At 68.5% G+C, this 15975-nt stretch carries 23 protein-coding genes; 11 read left to right on the top strand and 12 right to left on the bottom strand.

Annotated elements, in window-relative coordinates:
* From Q0581_RS07825 to Q0581_RS07870, 10 genes are all read left to right on the top strand, one after another.
* The coding region (locus tag Q0581_RS07825; RefSeq protein ID WP_298699163.1) for a hypothetical protein at nt 1-348 on the top strand (348 nt) is incomplete at its 5' end.
* Nucleotides 341-3604: a hypothetical protein gene (locus tag Q0581_RS07830; RefSeq protein ID WP_298699164.1), complete on the top strand. Its 3264-nt coding sequence runs from the start codon at nt 341-343 to the stop codon at nt 3602-3604. The genes Q0581_RS07825 and Q0581_RS07830, both read left to right, overlap by 8 nt.
* 19 nt (nt 3605-3623) lie before the next feature.
* Complete coding sequence (locus Q0581_RS07835) at nt 3624-5672, top strand: hypothetical protein (protein ID WP_298699166.1); 2049 nt, start codon at nt 3624-3626, stop codon at nt 5670-5672.
* Nucleotides 5672-6505: a hypothetical protein gene (locus Q0581_RS07840; protein ID WP_298699168.1), complete on the top strand. Its 834-nt coding sequence runs from the start codon at nt 5672-5674 to the stop codon at nt 6503-6505. The genes Q0581_RS07835 and Q0581_RS07840 overlap by 1 nt, the downstream gene beginning before the upstream one ends.
* A 1-nt stretch (nt 6506) precedes the next feature.
* Nucleotides 6507-7097, top strand: a complete 591-nt coding sequence (locus Q0581_RS07845; RefSeq protein WP_298699170.1) for a DUF4376 domain-containing protein — start codon at nt 6507-6509, stop codon at nt 7095-7097.
* Nucleotides 7098-7153: 56 nt separating this feature from the next.
* Nucleotides 7154-7555: a hypothetical protein gene (locus tag Q0581_RS07850; RefSeq protein WP_298699172.1), complete on the top strand. Its 402-nt coding sequence runs from the start codon at nt 7154-7156 to the stop codon at nt 7553-7555.
* Nucleotides 7552-7887, top strand: a complete 336-nt coding sequence (locus tag Q0581_RS07855) for a hypothetical protein (protein ID WP_298699174.1) — start codon at nt 7552-7554, stop codon at nt 7885-7887. The genes Q0581_RS07850 and Q0581_RS07855 overlap by 4 nt, the downstream gene beginning before the upstream one ends.
* A gap of 50 nt (nt 7888-7937) precedes the next feature.
* The gene (locus Q0581_RS07860; protein WP_298699176.1) at nt 7938-8414 is read left to right on the top strand and encodes a M15 family metallopeptidase; all 477 of its coding nucleotides are present in this window, start codon (nt 7938-7940) and stop codon (nt 8412-8414) included.
* Entirely contained in the window at nt 8411-8821 is a 411-nt protein-coding gene (locus Q0581_RS07865; RefSeq protein WP_298699177.1) for a hypothetical protein, read from the top strand. Before Q0581_RS07860 ends, Q0581_RS07865 begins: the two co-directional genes overlap by 4 nt.
* The gene (locus Q0581_RS07870) at nt 8775-9023 is read left to right on the top strand and encodes a hypothetical protein (RefSeq protein WP_298699179.1); all 249 of its coding nucleotides are present in this window, start codon (nt 8775-8777) and stop codon (nt 9021-9023) included. The genes Q0581_RS07865 and Q0581_RS07870 overlap by 47 nt, the downstream gene beginning before the upstream one ends.
* A 185-nt stretch (nt 9024-9208) precedes the next feature.
* Here Q0581_RS07870 and Q0581_RS07875 read toward each other — a convergent pair whose 3' ends face one another.
* The 3 genes from Q0581_RS07875 to Q0581_RS07885 are packed head-to-tail and all read right to left on the bottom strand — an operon-like array spanning nt 9209 to nt 11060.
* Nucleotides 9209-9658, bottom strand: coding sequence for a hypothetical protein (locus tag Q0581_RS07875; RefSeq protein ID WP_298699180.1), 450 nt, complete (start codon nt 9656-9658; stop codon nt 9209-9211).
* Nucleotides 9655-10680 carry a hypothetical protein gene (locus tag Q0581_RS07880; RefSeq protein WP_298699182.1) on the bottom strand — a complete coding sequence of 342 codons (1026 nt, stop codon included), beginning with the start codon at nt 10678-10680 and terminating at the stop codon, nt 9655-9657. Before Q0581_RS07880 ends, Q0581_RS07875 begins: the two co-directional genes overlap by 4 nt.
* Nucleotides 10681-10682: 2 nt before the next feature.
* Entirely contained in the window at nt 10683-11060 is a 378-nt protein-coding gene (locus Q0581_RS07885; protein WP_298699184.1) for a hypothetical protein, read from the bottom strand.
* Nucleotides 11061-11193: 133 nt separating this feature from the next.
* Between Q0581_RS07885 and Q0581_RS07890 the strand changes: the two genes are divergently transcribed.
* Nucleotides 11194-11415 (top strand): helix-turn-helix transcriptional regulator, encoded by a 222-nt coding sequence (locus Q0581_RS07890; RefSeq protein ID WP_298699186.1) that lies wholly within the window; start codon nt 11194-11196, stop codon nt 11413-11415.
* Nucleotides 11416-11420: 5 nt separating this feature from the next.
* On the opposite strand, the gene Q0581_RS07895 is transcribed toward Q0581_RS07890, so the two are convergent.
* The 9 genes from Q0581_RS07895 to Q0581_RS07935 form a co-directional block, all read right to left on the bottom strand.
* Nucleotides 11421-11582, bottom strand: coding sequence for a hypothetical protein (locus Q0581_RS07895; protein ID WP_298699187.1), 162 nt, complete (start codon nt 11580-11582; stop codon nt 11421-11423).
* A 361-nt stretch (nt 11583-11943) separates the two neighbouring features.
* Nucleotides 11944-13074, bottom strand: a complete 1131-nt coding sequence (locus Q0581_RS07900) for a site-specific integrase (RefSeq protein ID WP_298699190.1) — start codon at nt 13072-13074, stop codon at nt 11944-11946.
* Entirely contained in the window at nt 13046-13264 is a 219-nt protein-coding gene (locus Q0581_RS07905) for a hypothetical protein (protein WP_298699192.1), read from the bottom strand. Before Q0581_RS07905 ends, Q0581_RS07900 begins: the two co-directional genes overlap by 29 nt.
* Before the next feature lie 3 nt (nt 13265-13267).
* Nucleotides 13268-13516: a hypothetical protein gene (locus Q0581_RS07910; RefSeq protein WP_298699194.1), complete on the bottom strand. Its 249-nt coding sequence runs from the start codon at nt 13514-13516 to the stop codon at nt 13268-13270.
* Nucleotides 13516-13878, bottom strand: a complete 363-nt coding sequence (locus Q0581_RS07915; RefSeq protein WP_298699196.1) for a hypothetical protein — start codon at nt 13876-13878, stop codon at nt 13516-13518. The genes Q0581_RS07910 and Q0581_RS07915 overlap by 1 nt, the downstream gene beginning before the upstream one ends.
* The gene (locus Q0581_RS07920) at nt 13871-14134 is read right to left on the bottom strand and encodes a hypothetical protein (RefSeq protein ID WP_298699198.1); all 264 of its coding nucleotides are present in this window, start codon (nt 14132-14134) and stop codon (nt 13871-13873) included. Before Q0581_RS07920 ends, Q0581_RS07915 begins: the two co-directional genes overlap by 8 nt.
* Nucleotides 14135-14602: 468 nt before the next feature.
* Entirely contained in the window at nt 14603-15211 is a 609-nt protein-coding gene (locus tag Q0581_RS07925) for a hypothetical protein (protein WP_298699199.1), read from the bottom strand.
* A complete protein-coding gene (locus Q0581_RS07930) occupies nt 15201-15497 on the bottom strand; it encodes a hypothetical protein (protein WP_298699201.1) in 297 nt (98 codons plus the stop codon). The genes Q0581_RS07925 and Q0581_RS07930 overlap by 11 nt, the downstream gene beginning before the upstream one ends.
* Complete coding sequence (locus tag Q0581_RS07935; protein WP_298699203.1) at nt 15494-15958, bottom strand: ead/Ea22-like family protein; 465 nt, start codon at nt 15956-15958, stop codon at nt 15494-15496. Before Q0581_RS07935 ends, Q0581_RS07930 begins: the two co-directional genes overlap by 4 nt.
* Nucleotides 15959-15975: the final 17 nt, after the last annotated feature.

Raw genomic sequence — 15975 nt, forward strand, 5'->3', positions numbered from 1 at the left:
ACGATGAACCCGGTGTCGGCGCTCACCGGGGCGACCAGCGACCGCATCCTCGACGACGCGCTGGTGCATGAGTTGTGCCTGCGCGCGATGGCCGAGGCCGGGTTCGCGGATCTGGTCGAGGCCATGGATGCGACGAACCTGGTTCGCGTCGCGCCGGCCATGACCTGGCCCGGTGACATCCTGGCCGGGCCGGGACGCGAGCGCGGGCCGTTCCGGTTCAGCCTGAGCGTCGTGCACACCCACGGGGCCGTGCGGACCCTGGCCTTCGGGCCGGACGGGGTGTGCGGCGTCGGGACCCCGGACCTGTCGCTGGATGGATTTACGGCTTGGAGGGTCGCCCGTGGCTGAGTTCGCCGCCGCCGCCTGGGCCGTCGCCAAGGCCAGCGCCGCCTATGTGGCCGGATCGTTCAAGGCCGTCGCGGCCGGGTCGGCCACGGCCGCGCAGATCGCCACCTATGTGGGCGTGACGGTCGGCGGGTCCATGGCCCTGACGGCCGTGGCCGGGGCCCTGATGAAGCCCAACGTGGGCGGACGGGCGCCGGGCGAATGGGTGGCCGATCCGAACGCCGGCATCCCGTTCGCCATCGGGCCGCGCATCGGGGCCGGCGGCAACATCGTCTACAAAAACACGTTCGGGAAGGATAACGAGTACAAGGGCGTCGTCACCATCCTGTCGGGCGCGGGTCCGATCGGCGGGTTCCTGGGGTTCACGGCCGACCGGGAGCCGGTGACGTTCGCGGGCGAAGCGGCCACGGGTCGCTGGGCCGGTGAGATGTGGATGCAGCGGCGCCTGGGGCAGCAGCCCGAGACCGCCCTATCGTCGCCCGCCGCGATCAGCGGCCACACCTTGCCGGGCTGGGGTCCGGCCTACGCCTTGTCGGGCAAGGCGGCGTTCCTGTGGACGCTGCGGATGGACTCCAAGTTCAGCACTTTTTCGCAGGGCGAGCCGCCGCCGGTCACCGTGATGCAGGGCATCCGGGGCTATGATCACCGGCTGGACAGCACCATGCCGGGCGGCCTGGGCCCGGTGCGGTGGGGCGACCGCTCGACCTGGCCCGTCATCACCAATCCCATCATCGCCGACCTGAACTGGTGCCTGGGCCTGCGGGAAAACGGCAAGGTGGTCGGCGGCCTGGGGGTGCGGCCCGAGGGAGTTGACTGGGCCGCCTACACCCAGGCGGCCAACGTGGCCGACGCCAACGCCTGGACCGTGGCGGCCTATCCCCGCTCGGACGAACCCAAGAGCGAGGTCCGCGCGGCCTTCCTGCAAGCCGGCGGGGCGGTGATCAGCCGGCGGGCGGGTCTGGTGTCGTGCGTGACGCGTGGCGTGGCCAAGGCCCCGGTGATGACTATCTCGGCCGCCGACACGGCCGGGCCTATCGAACTGGACACGGCCGCCAACGTCCTGAGCCGGCTGAACACCCTGACGCCCCGGTATCTGTCCGAAGCGCACGAGTGGCAGATCGTGCCGGCGGACCCGGTCAGCGCGCCGGAGTATGTGGCCGAGGACCGAGGCCGGGTGCGGTCGGACGCACGCGATTACCCCTATGCGCCCAGCGCCAAACAGGCGGCTGAACTGGCGGCCCTGGACCTGGCGAACAGCCGTGAGGGCATCGCCGGCCGGTGGCCCCTGAAACCCCATTGCCGGGACATTCAGCCGGGCGAGGTGTTCGCGGTCGTTGAGCCCGAACTGCTGCTGGACGGCATGGAGATGCTGTGTCTCCAGCGCGAATACGATCCGGGTTCGGACACGGTGTGGGTGACGTTTGTCTCCGAGACGCCGGGCAAGGTGGCGTGGGCCCTGGGCCAGACGCCGCATCCGCCGCCGACCCCGGCGCTGGCGGCGCGGCCGGACCTGCTGGCGCCCGATCCGGACGCCTGGGAGGTGGTGATCCGCCCCCCGACCGAGGCCGGGGGCCTGCCGATCTTCGACATCGTGATCGAGATCGACAATGCGCGGGCGCAGGACTTGATCGTGGAGGTTGGACCGTCCGCCGATGGCCCATGGACCCTGGTCCAGAGCGTCACTGTGCAGGACGGGGTGATCACGATATCCGGCCTGGACCCGGACGCACTGTACTGGGTGGCGTTGTCCTATCGGTCGGAGAGCGACGGGGTCTCGCCACGATCCATCAAGGGGCCGTATCGAGCGGGTCAACTGATCGCCTCGGACCTGGCGCCCGAACATCCCATCTGGGCCGAGTTGCAGGACACGGCCAAGCGGTCGTTGCAGCAGGCGATCGACGCGGCGAACGCACTGCTGCGCGAGGACTTTCAGCGCGGGCGGGAAGTGGTCGATGTGCTGGATCGCCTGGGCATCGCCTTCGAGATCGACCCGGTGGAACGAACGGGGCTGATCCGCGAGGAGACGGTGGCGCAAGGCGTCGGGCCGGGTGGCACGAACCAGACCCTGGTGGCGATGAACACCCGCCTGATCGCGGCGGACGAGGACAACAGCGAGGCCACGGCCCAGGCCCTGATCGCGGCCAAGGTCTATACCGACGACCTGAGGTCGGACGCGGCGATCGCCTACGCGACCTATACGGCGATGGGCGACGCCATCTCTCTGTCGGCGTCAGGTATCCAGTCCTGGGCGACAGGTGAGATCGCGGCGGCCGTCGCGGATCTGGTCACCGGCGCGCAGTTCGAGGACGCGCTGTCGGTCTCCAAGGGGCAGTGGGAATCCTACGCCACGGATGCGGCGGCGAACGCCATCATCGGCCTGGATACGGTGGCGGCGCGCGAGGACGCGGTGGCGGCATCGGCCCTGTCGCTACAGGGCTGGGTCGCCGGAAACTACGCCACCTCGTCGGCCCTGCTGGCCACGCAAACGACCCTGGGGACCACCACGGCCACCGCATCGCTGGCGCTGTCCACGGCCCAAGGGGGTGAGGCCTATGCAGCCCTGACGACCGACATCAACGGCCGGCTCACGGCGATGCGGATCAACGGCGTCAGCGGGGCCATCGACTTCCTGGCGGACTACTTCAACGTCACGTCGGGGTCGGGCGGCGGCATCAACTACAGCGCCGCCACCAAGACCTTCAAAATCCATGGCGACGGCCAGAAGACCGTGCTGAAGGCGGCCGGGGGCATCCGGTTCTGGTCCGGCCCGTCGTCGGTGGCGGACGGGTCAGAGACGGCGGAAAACGGCGTGATCGCCCTGGGGCCTGGGGTGCCCGGAGGAGGCCAGTTCAACGGTCTTGGGCTAGCCGGCCCTTTTAGCACCGGCGTCTCTGGGGCCGTGGTCCTGGGGACGGACTGGCAGACGGTGGGGACCACGGCGCAGTTCCACATCCGCAACGGGATCGGCATGGTCGAGGCGTCATGGGACGCCACCCTGACAGCCGTCGATCCCTTCACCCTGCCGGCCGTCAACTGGCGGCTGGTCCTGGACACCAACGAGGTGATCGCCAGCGGCCAGGCGGTCGGGATCGAGGGCGTCCAGGTCCAGGCCGTGCCGCCGCAGCGTGTGTCCTTCGGTGTGACCGGCCCGCGCCAGCTGATCCTGCAACTGGCCCGCGACGGCGCATCCACGACGGCGGCCACCATCAACAACGCACGGGCAAGGGGGCTGTACGCCCCCGACGCCACCTGGGCCTGACTCAAGGGGACATCTGACCATGGCTATCGAAACCCTGTCGGCGACCCTCGCGGACATCATCGCTCGCCGCATCGCGGAGTCGATCGACAACGCTGAGATGGCCGACGAAATGGCCCCGGTGCTGTCGGCGGTGGCCGAGGGCGATTGGGCCGAGATGTTCCGCGAGGCTACGCGCCTGGTCGGCAACGTCACCGGCTTTATCCCCACGGATGGCCCGCCCAGCAATGTGATCGGCGCGGTCGGCGCCGTGGCCTGGGATAAGACGAACCGGGTCTGGTACGGACCGAAGGCCGAGGCGCCCGAGGGCTGGGGCGAGGGTGTGCCGCTTCAGGGGCCGCCCGGCCCCAAGGGTGACAAGGGCGACAAGGGCGACCAGGGCGATTCCGGCCCGGAGGGCCCTCAAGGAGAGACTGGCCCTGAAGGGCCGGAAGGTCCGCAAGGCGAGGTGGGGCCGGAAGGACCGGAAGGCCCCCAGGGCTCGACTGGCCCGAAAGGAGACAAGGGCGACAAGGGCGACAAGGGCGATACCGGCGACCAGGGTCCGGCCGGCGCCGGCTCGGGCGATGTCATCGGCCCCGGGACGCACGGCGCGGGGCGCGTGCCGCTGTGGGGCGACGCGAACAGCAACGTCCTGACGGCCGGGCGGGCGCTGGGTGTGGCGAGTTCTGCGGATATCCCGACGCGCTATGACACCGATATTCGCTACCCGCGTCGCGATCTGCACCGTGGGGCCAGCACCACGTCCGCGCGATATATCCCGTGGCCTGTGCAGTTGAGCATAGGGGGTGGACCGCAACCTGGCTTCTTCCGGATCGAACTCCCCGAGGGCTCGTTCAATACGCTAAGCCGGAACACCATGTTCTCGTGCCGGGTCATGATCGGTGATTACTCCAGCACAACCGGACCTATCGAGCTGCTGTTCTACGGGTATATTTACAACAACGCCCTGCCGGGTGTCTGGTCCATGGTCAGGTCTATCCAGACCGGCGGTTCCAAGCTCTACAGCGTTCGGGCCGGGTATGACGGCAACAAGGGCGTCATCTGGATCGGCGATGTAGGCGATGCCTGGAGTTACACCCACGTCGCGGTCACTGAGGCGCAGGTCACCTACTCGGGTGGTGGTAGTGACATCTGGCTGGGTCCGTGGGGTCTGACCCAAGTCCCAGCCATGGGGTCTGGCTCTGAGACCGCCGCAGTATTGCCGTCGCGTCGCTCAGCCCTGTTTGAGCCGGATGGCCGGGTGGACCTCCCGAATGCGGGGACGACGCCGGCAGGGCGTACGGCTGGCTCATTGTGGAGGGATGACACCGCCGTCGGGTTCCGTTATCGAATCGGCGCCAACGACTATCTGCTATGGGGCACGGGCAACCTCAACACCATCGGACAGGCAGAGGCGGAAGCAGGCGTCGCGCCCACCTTGCGTGTCTGGTCATCGGAGCGCGTGCGCCAGAACGCCAAGGCCTACGTTGACCCCCTGCTGGCCACCAAGGCTGATCTGGTCAGCGGCAAAATCCCGGTCTCGCAAATCCCGTCGCGCGCACTGGTGGATGCGTTCGAGGTCGCCGACGAAACCGCCATGCTGGCCCTGGAGGCGCAGACCGGCGATTTCGCGATCCGCGCGGATGAGGACGGTGCGGTCTACCTTCTGGGTGGGTCGGGCGATCCGACCGACGTGGACGACTGGCTCCCTGTTAACCTAGCGGTTACGCCGTTCCAGGGCGGGACGCTGACCGAGCCGCTGCACATGGTCGGCTTCTCGGAGATGGCTGGCAGCTACGACGACGGCGAATGCAATATCGCCGAGGGTTCGATCTTCGAGGGGGAGATCAGCGCCGCGACGACGATCAGTTTCACTGGGCTTCCCGGCTCGCCCACGGCCGGGCAGACGGTCACGGGCTTGCTGCGCCTGGAGATCACCGGCTCGCCTGTCATCACCTGGCCCTCGGGCGTGGTGTGGGCCGGGGGCTCGCCGCCGACCGTCGAGGCCGGGCTGCTGATCGTCACCCTGTCGGCGTGGTGGACGGGATCGGCGTGGGCCTATGCCGCCGCCGGGGCCATGTACGCCTGATGCTGGGGGCCGCACGACTGAACAGCGCGCTCATGCTCGGCGATCCGGCGGCTGAAGCCTATATCGCCGCAGCCGGGATCACAGACCCAACCCGGCAAGGGCTGGTGCGCGACTTCTTCGCCGCCACCAAAGCGATCAGGGCCAAATGCGATGGCATGTGGCTGCTGGCGGCTGGCACGTCGTTGGCGTCGCGGGTGTGCCTCGTTAATCCCAGCCACGTCCTGACGGTCGAGGAAATCTATGTCCCGCCGTACGAGGAATACGAGGGCTACTACGTGTCTCCAGACTTCACGGCGGATCGAGGATGGAGCGGGAACTTCTTCGGCGGCTCTTACGACGTGGCGGGGCTGTATCTCGCCAGCCTGCCGCTGACCCACTATCAGGAGGACGATGGCCACCTGGCCTTCTATGGCCCGTTGTCCGGCTCGGTCTTACCGACCGCGCATATCGGCGGCTGGCGGCAGGGCGGCCCGCCCGCCGCCAACGTCGCCTTCCTGGCCACCAGCGGTAGCAACACCACCTATGCCGGCGTCACCACCACATCGGTCGTGTCCCAGGTCTCCGCGTTCGCCGGCCGCCACCTGATCACCGCGACGCGCGGAATCGCGGCCAATGTCATCTCCCTGTTTCGGGGGGCCACCAACTATGGCGGCGGGGCCAGCACGGCCAACGTGACGCCCGGCGCCACGATCCCGCTCTACGTTGCAACCGCCTATGCGGGGTCCAACAACAATCAGGCGTTCGCCTCGATCGGCGCGAACCTGAGCGCGGGCGAGCTGACCACACTGAACGACGCCTTGACGACCTACCTCACCGCAATCGGAGGCGCGTGACATGCCTTTTCAGAACCTCGAAACAAACGCCTTCGGCCTGACGGATGCTCAGGTCCGGGCCAGCCTGCCCTATCTGAGCCTGCCGCGTGACCTGGCGGCGGCGGACCTGGAGCCGCACGGGTTCGCCTACTACGCCGAATCCCCTCCACCGCCCGTCGCCTGGGATGAGCGAGCGGTGGAGATCGCGCCGGTCGATGGCGTCCAGCAATGGACGCTGGAGCCCAATGGACGGACGCTGAGCGACCTGAAGGCCGAGCGGTTGGCGGCCGTCGCTGACCTGAGGTGGATGAAGGCCCAGTCGATGCCCTACGACGGAGAGCCTGACGCCTATGCCGACACGGCCGTGACGGCGGTCACGGGCGCGGTGGTGGCGGCCCAAATCGTCCCGCCTGATGGCCCGACGACCTGGCAGCTATCGCCGTCTGCGTTTCGGTCCTGGGACCTGACCGACTTGATCGCCTACGGCGTGGCCATCCGCGCGTATATCCAGGCCCTGTTCGACCGCAAGCAGGCCCTGACGGCCGCGATCCTGGCGGCCGAGGACGGTGCGGCTGTCCTGGCCATCGACATCACGGCCGGCTGGCCCGCCTGACGCGAACCGGGTTCGCGCACGCCGTGCGCGTCATCATCATCTGAAGGGAGGGCCGCATGGCCGACACACCCACGCCGACCGGCGGGCTGGCCGAGGCTGTCCGTCACCTGGCGCCCTATGCGCCCGTGATGGGCGGCGCCATGTTGTCCATGGCGTTTGGCGAGCGCCTGACCATTCGGGGCAAGGTGCTCAGCGCCGGGGCGGGCCTGCTCATGGCCCTGTTCGTCGCGCCCTTCGTGGTGGACATCATCACGGCCGTTTGGCCCTGGGGTGATGCGCCGGCCTCCCTGGCGCCGGTGATCGGCTTTGGCTGCGGCGCCTTCGGCATGACCATCCTGTCGGGCCTGATGCAGGCCCTGGCCAAATACAGCAAGGACCCGCTGTCCCTGGTGCGGGTGCAGATCGGCGGCGTCATCATCACCGGCGGCGCGCGCGACCCGGACGGAGCGGGCCGATGATCGCCGTCCTGTCGGGCCTGGTCGCAGCCCTGATCGCGGCCGTGGTGGTGGTGTTGATGATGGGCTGGGGCGAGCGGTTGAGCGCCAGCCAGAGGGTCGGCCTGTGCGCGATGACGGCCGGCCTGGTGTGGGCCGGCCCGGCGCGGTTCCTGGGCCATCCGCCCGGCGCGGGCGACCTGCTGTTCGTCACCGGGATTCTGGCCAGCCTGTTGGCCACCCATGGCCGGGCGATCTGGCGGACGGCAGACGCCCTGGACGGGGCGCAGGACGGCCGGGTGCGGATCGACTGGCGCGGCTGGGTGGCGCGGGTGCGGCGGCGCTCCGCGCCCTAGCCGACGCCGGACGCGATCCCGGAAATCAACACAACCCAAGGAGACGACCCATGACCTTTGTCCTGGGCGCGCGATCGCGCGCCGAACTGAAGGGCGTGCACCCCGACCTTGTGCGGGTGACGGAGCGGGCCATCCAGATCACCACCCAGGATTTCAGCGTCCACGACGGATTGCGGACCCTGGAGGAGCAAAAGCGGCTGGTGGCGTCGGGGGCGTCGAAGACCCTGAACTCCAAACACCGGCCCCAGTCGGATGGGTTCGGCCACGCGGTCGACCTGGTGCCGTTCGTCAACGGCAAGATGCGGTGGGAGTGGGATGCGATCTATCCCATCGCGGCGGCCGTCTGGCACGCCTCGGCCGAGTTGGATGTGCCGATCCGCTGGGGCGGGACCTGGGGGCCGTTGTCAGCCATCAAACCGGGCACGCCCGGCGCGATGCGCGCGGCGGTGGAGGCCTATGCCGCCGCGCGACGCCGGGTCGGAAAGTCGGCCTTCCTGGACGGCCCTCACTATGAGCTGGCCCGATGACCGGCGCCCTGGACCTTGCGAACCGGATTCGTCGCCTGCTGAGCCCGACCGGCTGGGCCGTCGTGCTGGCCGTCGTCTGCATCATCGCCCTGTTGGCCACCTGCGCGCGCGATGCGCGGCGGGACGCACAGCGGGCGCATCAGGCGGCCGAGATCGCCGCCGGCCTGACCGAGGCCCGCACCCAGGCGGCGCGCGACGCCGGCCTGATCCGCGACGGCGCCGAGGCCCGCGACGCGGCCATCGACAATCTGAACCGGAGGAACACCGATGCGATCCAATCCGCGCCGGGCGCCGATCAGCGCCTTGATCCTGCTGTCACTGACGCCGGTCGTCGCGCTCTCTGCCTGCGCGACGCGACCCGTGGCGATCCTGCCTGCCGCGAACTGTTCCAGCCTCGTCCCCGATAGCTGGCGGGTCGGGGTTCCGGCCCCGGCCCTGCCGGCGGGGGACACGGCCGGCGACTGGATCGCCTATGCCGACCAGGCGGTGGGCCAGCTGGACCGCGCCAACGGCCGGACGTCGGATGCGCTGGCCATCGTCACCGCGTGCGAGGCGCGGGACGCGGCGGCGGTGCGGGAGGTTCAGCGGCCGTGGTGGCGGCCCTGGTAACCACTACAACGGGGTCTCCTGGTAACCACTATAAGGGGGGCGTTGACGGATCCTGTTTGGCGTGAGATTTGAAATACGATTCCTGCTTCGCGGGAATGAACCGTCTTGTAGTTGGTGAGTGACTGCCGTTCCCCGCCCACGCGGGGATGAATAGCAGGCCCCGGCGATCGCCGGGGCCTTTGCGTTCAGGCGTCGTCGCGCAGGCCGAGCCAGGCGACGGCCACCGCCAGTTCCACGTTGGCCATCAGCATCACGTCGTCGGGCGGCAGGAGGGCCAGGCCGGGCTCGAACCGCACCGCCAGCCACGGGGCCGGCGGCGGCGTGGCGTTCAGAACGCCGCGTAGGTCGTCGGGCACGATGGCGCGCCAGGCGCCGGGGCCGGCCCGGCTTTTCCGGCAAACCGCGAACGTCACCAGGGCCTGGTCGCCGCGCCAGAGGGTGGCCGTCATGGACGCGCGGCCGCCGGCGTCGATCGACACGGCGAACCGTTCCAGCCCTGGGATCGGGTGGCGGCCGCCCTCGATCGCGGCGCGGATCACGGGCGTCAGCGCGTCGCGCACCGGGGCGGGGACGTCGGTCAGGTGCGCGTGGCGGACGTGGCCGGTATCGACGGTGACGTGGTGGAGGTAGGTCACGATTTCAGGCTCTCGAATACGGCGCGCAGGCGGGGCAGGTTTTTACGGCCGACGTACCAGGCGCGCCCATCGGCGCTCCAGCGGCCGCCCGCCGATTTGACTGCGGCATTCAGCGCCGCATCGAACGGATAGGTCAGGAAAACCCCATCCCCGCTGACCGAAACAGCTACGCCGGGTGGGGCCGGGATCGAGATCGGATCGATCGGCGCAGGCCGCCGCTGTCTGCGCGCGCGCGGATTTCGTTCGGGCGAGGGCTGGTGGTTGGGGTGGCCGGGTCCCGGCTGCGGCGGCGTGGACCAGACCGGCCACCAGATCAGATCAGTCCGCGCGAGCGCCATGTTCCAGCCGGGCCAACTGTAGTCGCGGCCGAAATGGCGTGGCGTGTTGTGGATCTCGTCCGAGCTGGGGAGGTGCGGGGCCGGGGGCAGGTAGGGTCCGTCGCCGTCCGGCTCCAGCATTTCGCCGATCGCCAGGCGCAGGCCGGCGAAAAACAGACCCCACTGTAGTGCGATCTCGTTCGCCCTGCGCACCCGCGTCCACATTTCAGACGACGCGGCCGCACCTTCTTCAATATTGAGAAACAGGTAGGCGCCGCTTTTACTGACGCCGTAGCGCGCATAGTCAGGTTTCCACCACAACCTGTGTCGTGCGATCACGCGCGGGTCCAGGCAGATGATCATCACCTCGACGTAGATTCTACCGTCGCCCGGGTCGGCGCGCCGCAGGTCGCGGACCCGGTATGGGTGCGGGTCGCCCTGGCGGGTGTAGTCCAGGGCCGGGGTGTCGCGTTTCCGGGGCGGTTTGATCGGCGGGCTGTGATAACGCTCGCGCCAGACCTGCCAGGCGAGGCCCAGCTTGTGCCGAAAATCCTCTGCGGACGTGACGTCGAACCAAACGCCGTCGCGGTAGTCGCGGGCGTCGGCGTGGAGGCCGATGCGGATCGGGGTCGGTAGAGGCCCATCCCCGCCGCGACCGGCGCGGACGGGCGGGGGCGGATCGCGGGTGAGGCCAGCGCCGCTCACGATCAGGCCTCGTCTTCGTCGTCCCAGGAGCGGTAGTTTTCGATATCGGCGCGGAGGCGGAACCCCTCGCGGCCGCGCAGGTCCGCGCCGCAGTATTTGCTCACCAAATCCATCACGGCGGAGGTCTGGTCCTCTTTGGGCTCGGCCTTCACGCTGAACCCGGTGGTGGCCGGGAGCATCCGCAGGTCGATCCACTCGCTAGCCGAAGCGGTCGTGGTCAGCAGCGCGTGGCATTCGATGATCGTTTCCGCCAGATAGGCCAGGCCTTGAGCCTCGGCGCGGTTTGCGATGCGCAGCATGTCCGCGACGATGGGCTGCATCTGCTGGCGGATCTCGGAGGCCCAGGCGATTTGTTTTTCGCTGCCGATCAGTTCGATCATTTCGTCTCTCCTGCCCCTGTCTGGCGAGGCGCCCGCATCGGTGTGATCCGATGACCCATACATAGCACGGCTATCCGGCCACGCAACAAGAAAATGCACTTGCGGGATACTATTTTATGGCTATGGTCGGGGCATGACCATTGACCGCGCCCCGATCCTCCGCGCCATGCGCGCCTGGCTGGCCCTGGACCAGACCCAGGTGGCCGACGCCGCCGGGGTCAGCCCCCGCACGCTCAAGCTGGCGGAATCTGGCGAGCGGGTGACCGACAAAACCTGGGGCCGCCTGACCGCCTATTACGCCGCCCAGGGGCTGGAGTGGTGGGATGATCCGGCCGGGATCAGGGTGCGCCAGTAGCGGCCTCAGACGTGGATCTCGACCTTGGCCCCCAGGTGCCCGCACCGGGTGCATTTCATCCGCCGGGCCGCGTAATCCAGGTGCACGTCGCCGTGCCCCAGGTCGATCAGTTCTTTAGGGCCGATCTGGGTCTGGTGCGCGCAGTGGGCCGAGAGGCACTGGATCATCAGGTGCGCCCTGAGCCGGTAGGCCGTCCGGGCGGTTTTCGGCTGGCTGCTGGGGAGGCAGTAGAGGGACATTCTCTCGCACGCTGAGATGGCCGATCCGGTGGCGATCTAGGCGCGAACCCGGTTCGCGAGCAAGCGGAATGTTCTAACTCTGTTCTCCCGCGCGCAGTTGGGAAAACCGCCATAACCTATTGATGCGGAATGAAGCGGATCGTCCACGGTTGGGCAGTAGGCCGTTGATATTAATAAGATGGTTCCAGCTTCCCAAGCTGAATGTCGGGGGTTCGATTCCCCCCACCCGCTCCAATGATTTCAAGCGCTTAGGGCTCCCCGGAGGGCGGTCGCGAGACGTAGTTGGGCGTCAGTTGGGAGTTTGTGTCCCGGATTTGTTCCGGCGAAGCCGCTGGGCCAGGTCCATCACGATCGAGTCGCGATCGACGTAGGTGGCCAGCAGGCGTTCAACCCGCTTTTCCTCCCAGCCCAGCACGTCGGCGATTTCGGGGGCCGTGAGCCCGCCTTGGCGCAGGTAGGTGGCGAACGTGCCGCGCGCATCGTGCAGGTGTTTGCTGACCGGCGGCGACGCGGCGGCCTTGGCGTCAATGATCTGATGCTCCAGCCCGTTGACGGTCCAGGGCCGGCCGCGCGTGTTCGTCAGGACCGTGAGCGGCGCAGGCGGCGCGGGCCGATTCTTGCGCGCGGCGACGGCGCACAGTTCGGCGTGGCGTTTGACCTGCTGGGCGCGGATCTCGTCCAGGAGGGCCAAGGTTTCGTCCAGCAGCGGGATAGTGGCCACCTTGCGGCCACGGCTCTTGCCCGTCGGTTTGACGATGGCCAGCTGGCCCACGTGCGACCACATCAGGCCCGCCAGGTCGTCGCGGCGCAGGCCGGTGAGACAGGCCAGCCGAATGATGTAGCCCACCTCGGGTGATTTGGCGGCGGCGGTGACGCGGGCGATCTCGTTCGCCGTCCAGACCTGATCGGCGCGGTTGCTGGTGTACAGTTGGCCGATGCCGGCGGCGGCGTTGAGGGCCAGCAGGCCCCGGTCCAGACCCCAGGCCAGCACGCGGCCCAGCACCTGGATGGCGTAGTCGGCCGAGCGGGGCCGGTCGGCCCACTGGTCGCGCCAGGCCAGGATATCGGCGCGGACCCGGCGATCATCCAGGGCCGGGTAGGGCAGTCCGCCGATGGCGAGTTCGTCGCCGTCGCGATCGGCGATGCGGTCCAGCCATCGATTCCATTCGGCGCGGGTGGATGCGCCCAGGCCCTGAAACTCAGGTGAGGATCGATAGAGGGCGACCAGGGCGGCCAGGTCGTCGGTGGACGGCGCGCGACGCTGGCCCACAGCATCATTGTAGGCGGCCATGAACGCGGGCGAACCGGGCGCGCCGGGGAGACGGGGGCCGCCTTTCCAGGCGTACCAATAGGTGACGCGGCGGCCGTCCGCCAAGCGTTTGGAGACCTGGTTAAGTCCCTTGAGCCGCACGCGGGCCATGCCTCTTCTCCCGCCATTGATCCAGCGCCGAACCGGCCTGGACTTCCTGGGCCTCGGCGTCGGCGGTCGTCAAGATCACCACGTCCCCGCCGGCGCGCACCACGACGCGTGCGATTTCGCACCCGGCGGCCTTGAGGGCCTCGATCGAGCGCTGTTGAGCCGCGCGGGTGGGGCCGGTGGCACGGGACATGGGTCAGTCGCCCGCCACGATCAGGCTGACGACCGGATGGGTCGTGCCGATGATGCGAAGTTCGACCGGCCGTCCGGCGATCAGCGCGGCCAGTTCGTCGGGCGTGGGTTCCCAGCGGCTGGTCATGTAGGGGAGCCCCTCGACCACCTCGTCGCGGATCGGCAGGTGCAAACAGGGGCCGGAGGTGTCCGGGTCCCAGTCGGCGGGTGCGCCCAGGTTGCGGGTCGCGCCGGCGATGCGGATGGGGAGCATCACGCCCCTCCGTCAGCGGGCGGGGCGGGGAGCTTGAGCGCGCGGATGCGCCCGGCGGCCTGTCGCGTGATGTCGTCCCAGAGCGAGTCCTTGACCCATTCCCGGCCCTCGCGCTGGTGGTCCGCGACGGCCTCAGCCGCACGGTCCAGGGCGGCATTCACCGCGCTTTCGATAGCGTCTGTCCCCGCCAGCATCCCGGCAGCTTTGAGGTCCTCGGCGAACCGAAGCAGCTTGTCGTTCCAGGATTGATCCGGCGCGGGGCCATAGGCCTGCATGAAGGCCGGGGTGGGATCGTAGCCTTGTTCTATCAGCTCGGCCATTGACGACAGGCGGGCGGCGGCCGTCGGCGGGGCGTCAGTCATGGCCGGCGCCCCACACCCGCTTCATCGCCTCGGCCGCCTGCCGACGGCTTTCGAGGTACTGCTGCTCGCGGGCCTCGGTCACCGCGCCCCCGCCAAAACAGAGAGGGCAGTCGCGTTCACCGTAGTTTTCACAGACGCACAGGTCGCCGCCGCAGTTGCAGTCCACGGATCCGTCGCCCATGCAGTGGGGGCAGATGACGCCGTGGTCGTCGTCCCAGTCGTCAGATAGCGGTTGGGGTTCGAGGTTCTGAGTCATGCTCCGCCCTCCGTATCTGAGGAGGTGGCGTCCGCCGCTCTGGTGCACGGGATGCAAAGCATCCGGCCGTCCTGGACGCTGCACGAGCCGTCAAATATGGACAGGCCGTGCACGTAGCCGCCTCGCACGGCGTCCTCCGATACGTCCCACAGCGCCCAACCGGCGGGCGGTCGATAGGCGGCATCGTGTTCCACCTGGAACCGTGAGCCGCAGTCGTCACACTGGATTTCGCTTCTGATCCACTGAACACCCATCCTACCGCCCTCCCTCGGGTTGGAGGGCCGCAATGACGCGCTGGGCGCAGGCCTTGCAGAACAGCTTGTCGTCGCGTTCGTCCTGGCGAGCAAAACCCTCATGCCGGTAACCGGCCCTCACTACGAACCACCTGTTCGCGACGTGCAGCCGGGTTTTCGGATCGGGGCTGATGGCCCCGCAGCCGCCGTCGCATGTGGTGAGATACGCCATCCCTCAGCCCTCCGCTTCCGAGGCTGAAAGGGCGGTCAGGGCGGCGCGGCAGGTGGCCTCAGCGTCTCGGGCTTTCCGGAAGGCGCGAATGAATAGATCGCCAAGGGCGGTTTCCTCGCCATCGTATTCGGGGTCAGGAAAGCGCATCCTGACCACGACCTCATCGTTTAGGCCCTCGGTGTTGCCGCCGGGCTCATCAGCCGCCAGTTGACCGAACGAGCCCAGCGCCCACACGGCGCTGGCCAGCGCCTCCCTCGCGACCCGCAGCGCGTCGGGAGAGGGGTGTGTGTAGAGGGGTTGGACCTCTTGATTTGGATGCGAAGGCGCGCCGTAACGCCAGTCGTTGGGAACACCATGGCCAACTGACCTCCAGCGCCAGCGCCACGCCACCGGCTGCGCGTCCTCGCGGGTGGCGAGGGCGCGGTCGGCCAGGGCGAGGATGGCGTCGGCTCTGTCGAGCGAGACCCTGACCTCAAACCTACACTCCGCGCCCATCGACGGCGTATTGATGTGCCGGTCGTAGAAGTGCCAGGCATCGGGGTCGATGATCCGCGCGATGGCCTCCCTCGGCACGACGACGGTCTCCGCCGGGCGGGTGGGGTTAGTGGTCATGGGGGTGTTCCTTTGATTTCAGAGCCGCCGCATCTAGGCGTCCGACTAGGCGGGCGATCTTCTGATCTCTCGCCCGGTCCACATCTTCGGAGCCGAAAATGATCCGCGCCTGTGAGAGCATGATTGACACGTCGGCGACCTCACTCGCCACGGCGTCAGACCGGACGCGACCGCGCTTCCAGTGCTGAAGGGCGAGGATCAGTTCGGAGCACTCCTCGATCACCATGTCGATTTGAGCGGAATGCCCCCACGTTTCGAGGGCCTGTCTGGCGATTTCCTCCCTCACGCCCCTTCCTCCCCTGTCGTGGTTAGGGCGGCGCGGGCGATGGCCTCGGCTTGCTCTCCCGCCTCGGAAGCGGCGCCGGTCGCCAGTTGAAAGGCCGAGACCGCTTCATCCAAAGCGTCGAACCCGCATGACCCTCCGGCCATGATGTCAGGCCATGCGAACTCAATCGCAGCCTCGATCACTGCGCCGTCTAAGCGGCTCGCCCCCACCGCCTTGTCGGCCCTCTCCGTTTGGGCCTGGAGGGCGTCTAGGAGGGAGATGATACGGGCGGGGTTGGCAGCGGCGATGAAGGCGGCGTCGTTACCATCGCCGGGATCGTCGGTGTAAACCTCAGCCAACCAGTTTCCGCGATCATTGTATTTGATGTGCCAGCAGTCGCCTTCGTCGTAGCGATGCGCCTCCCAAGGCCCCGGCGTCGCCCCCTGAGCCAGCGCGCGCAGTTCGGACAGATCGCCGCTCACGGCGGGGGCTTCAGGGG

Source organism: uncultured Brevundimonas sp., from assembly GCF_937863155.1.
GTDB lineage: Bacteria > Pseudomonadota > Alphaproteobacteria > Caulobacterales > Caulobacteraceae > Brevundimonas.

Bases quoted from the DNA above. Each gene is read 5' to 3' on its own strand.
- Q0581_RS07835 (WP_298699166.1), top strand. From the start codon at position 3,624: ATGGCTATCGAAACCCTGTCGGCGACCCTCGCGGACATCATCGCTCGC.
- Q0581_RS07840 (WP_298699168.1), top strand. From the start codon at position 5,672: ATGCTGGGGGCCGCACGACTGAACAGCGCGCTCATGCTCGGCGATCCG.
- Q0581_RS07845 (WP_298699170.1), top strand. From the start codon at position 6,507: ATGCCTTTTCAGAACCTCGAAACAAACGCCTTCGGCCTGACGGATGCT.
- Q0581_RS07850 (WP_298699172.1), top strand. From the start codon at position 7,154: ATGGCCGACACACCCACGCCGACCGGCGGGCTGGCCGAGGCTGTCCGT.
- Q0581_RS07855 (WP_298699174.1), top strand. From the start codon at position 7,552: ATGATCGCCGTCCTGTCGGGCCTGGTCGCAGCCCTGATCGCGGCCGTG.
- Q0581_RS07860 (WP_298699176.1), top strand. From the start codon at position 7,938: ATGACCTTTGTCCTGGGCGCGCGATCGCGCGCCGAACTGAAGGGCGTG.
- Q0581_RS07865 (WP_298699177.1), top strand. From the start codon at position 8,411: ATGACCGGCGCCCTGGACCTTGCGAACCGGATTCGTCGCCTGCTGAGC.
- Q0581_RS07885 (WP_298699184.1), bottom strand. From the start codon at position 11,060: ATGATCGAACTGATCGGCAGCGAAAAACAAATCGCCTGGGCCTCCGAG.
- Q0581_RS07890 (WP_298699186.1), top strand. From the start codon at position 11,194: ATGACCATTGACCGCGCCCCGATCCTCCGCGCCATGCGCGCCTGGCTG.
- Q0581_RS07895 (WP_298699187.1), bottom strand. From the start codon at position 11,582: ATGATCCAGTGCCTCTCGGCCCACTGCGCGCACCAGACCCAGATCGGC.
- Q0581_RS07900 (WP_298699190.1), bottom strand. From the start codon at position 13,074: ATGGCCCGCGTGCGGCTCAAGGGACTTAACCAGGTCTCCAAACGCTTG.
- Q0581_RS07905 (WP_298699192.1), bottom strand. From the start codon at position 13,264: ATGTCCCGTGCCACCGGCCCCACCCGCGCGGCTCAACAGCGCTCGATC.
- Q0581_RS07910 (WP_298699194.1), bottom strand. From the start codon at position 13,516: ATGCTCCCCATCCGCATCGCCGGCGCGACCCGCAACCTGGGCGCACCC.
- Q0581_RS07915 (WP_298699196.1), bottom strand. From the start codon at position 13,878: ATGACTGACGCCCCGCCGACGGCCGCCGCCCGCCTGTCGTCAATGGCC.
- Q0581_RS07920 (WP_298699198.1), bottom strand. From the start codon at position 14,134: ATGACTCAGAACCTCGAACCCCAACCGCTATCTGACGACTGGGACGAC.
- Q0581_RS07925 (WP_298699199.1), bottom strand. From the start codon at position 15,211: ATGACCACTAACCCCACCCGCCCGGCGGAGACCGTCGTCGTGCCGAGG.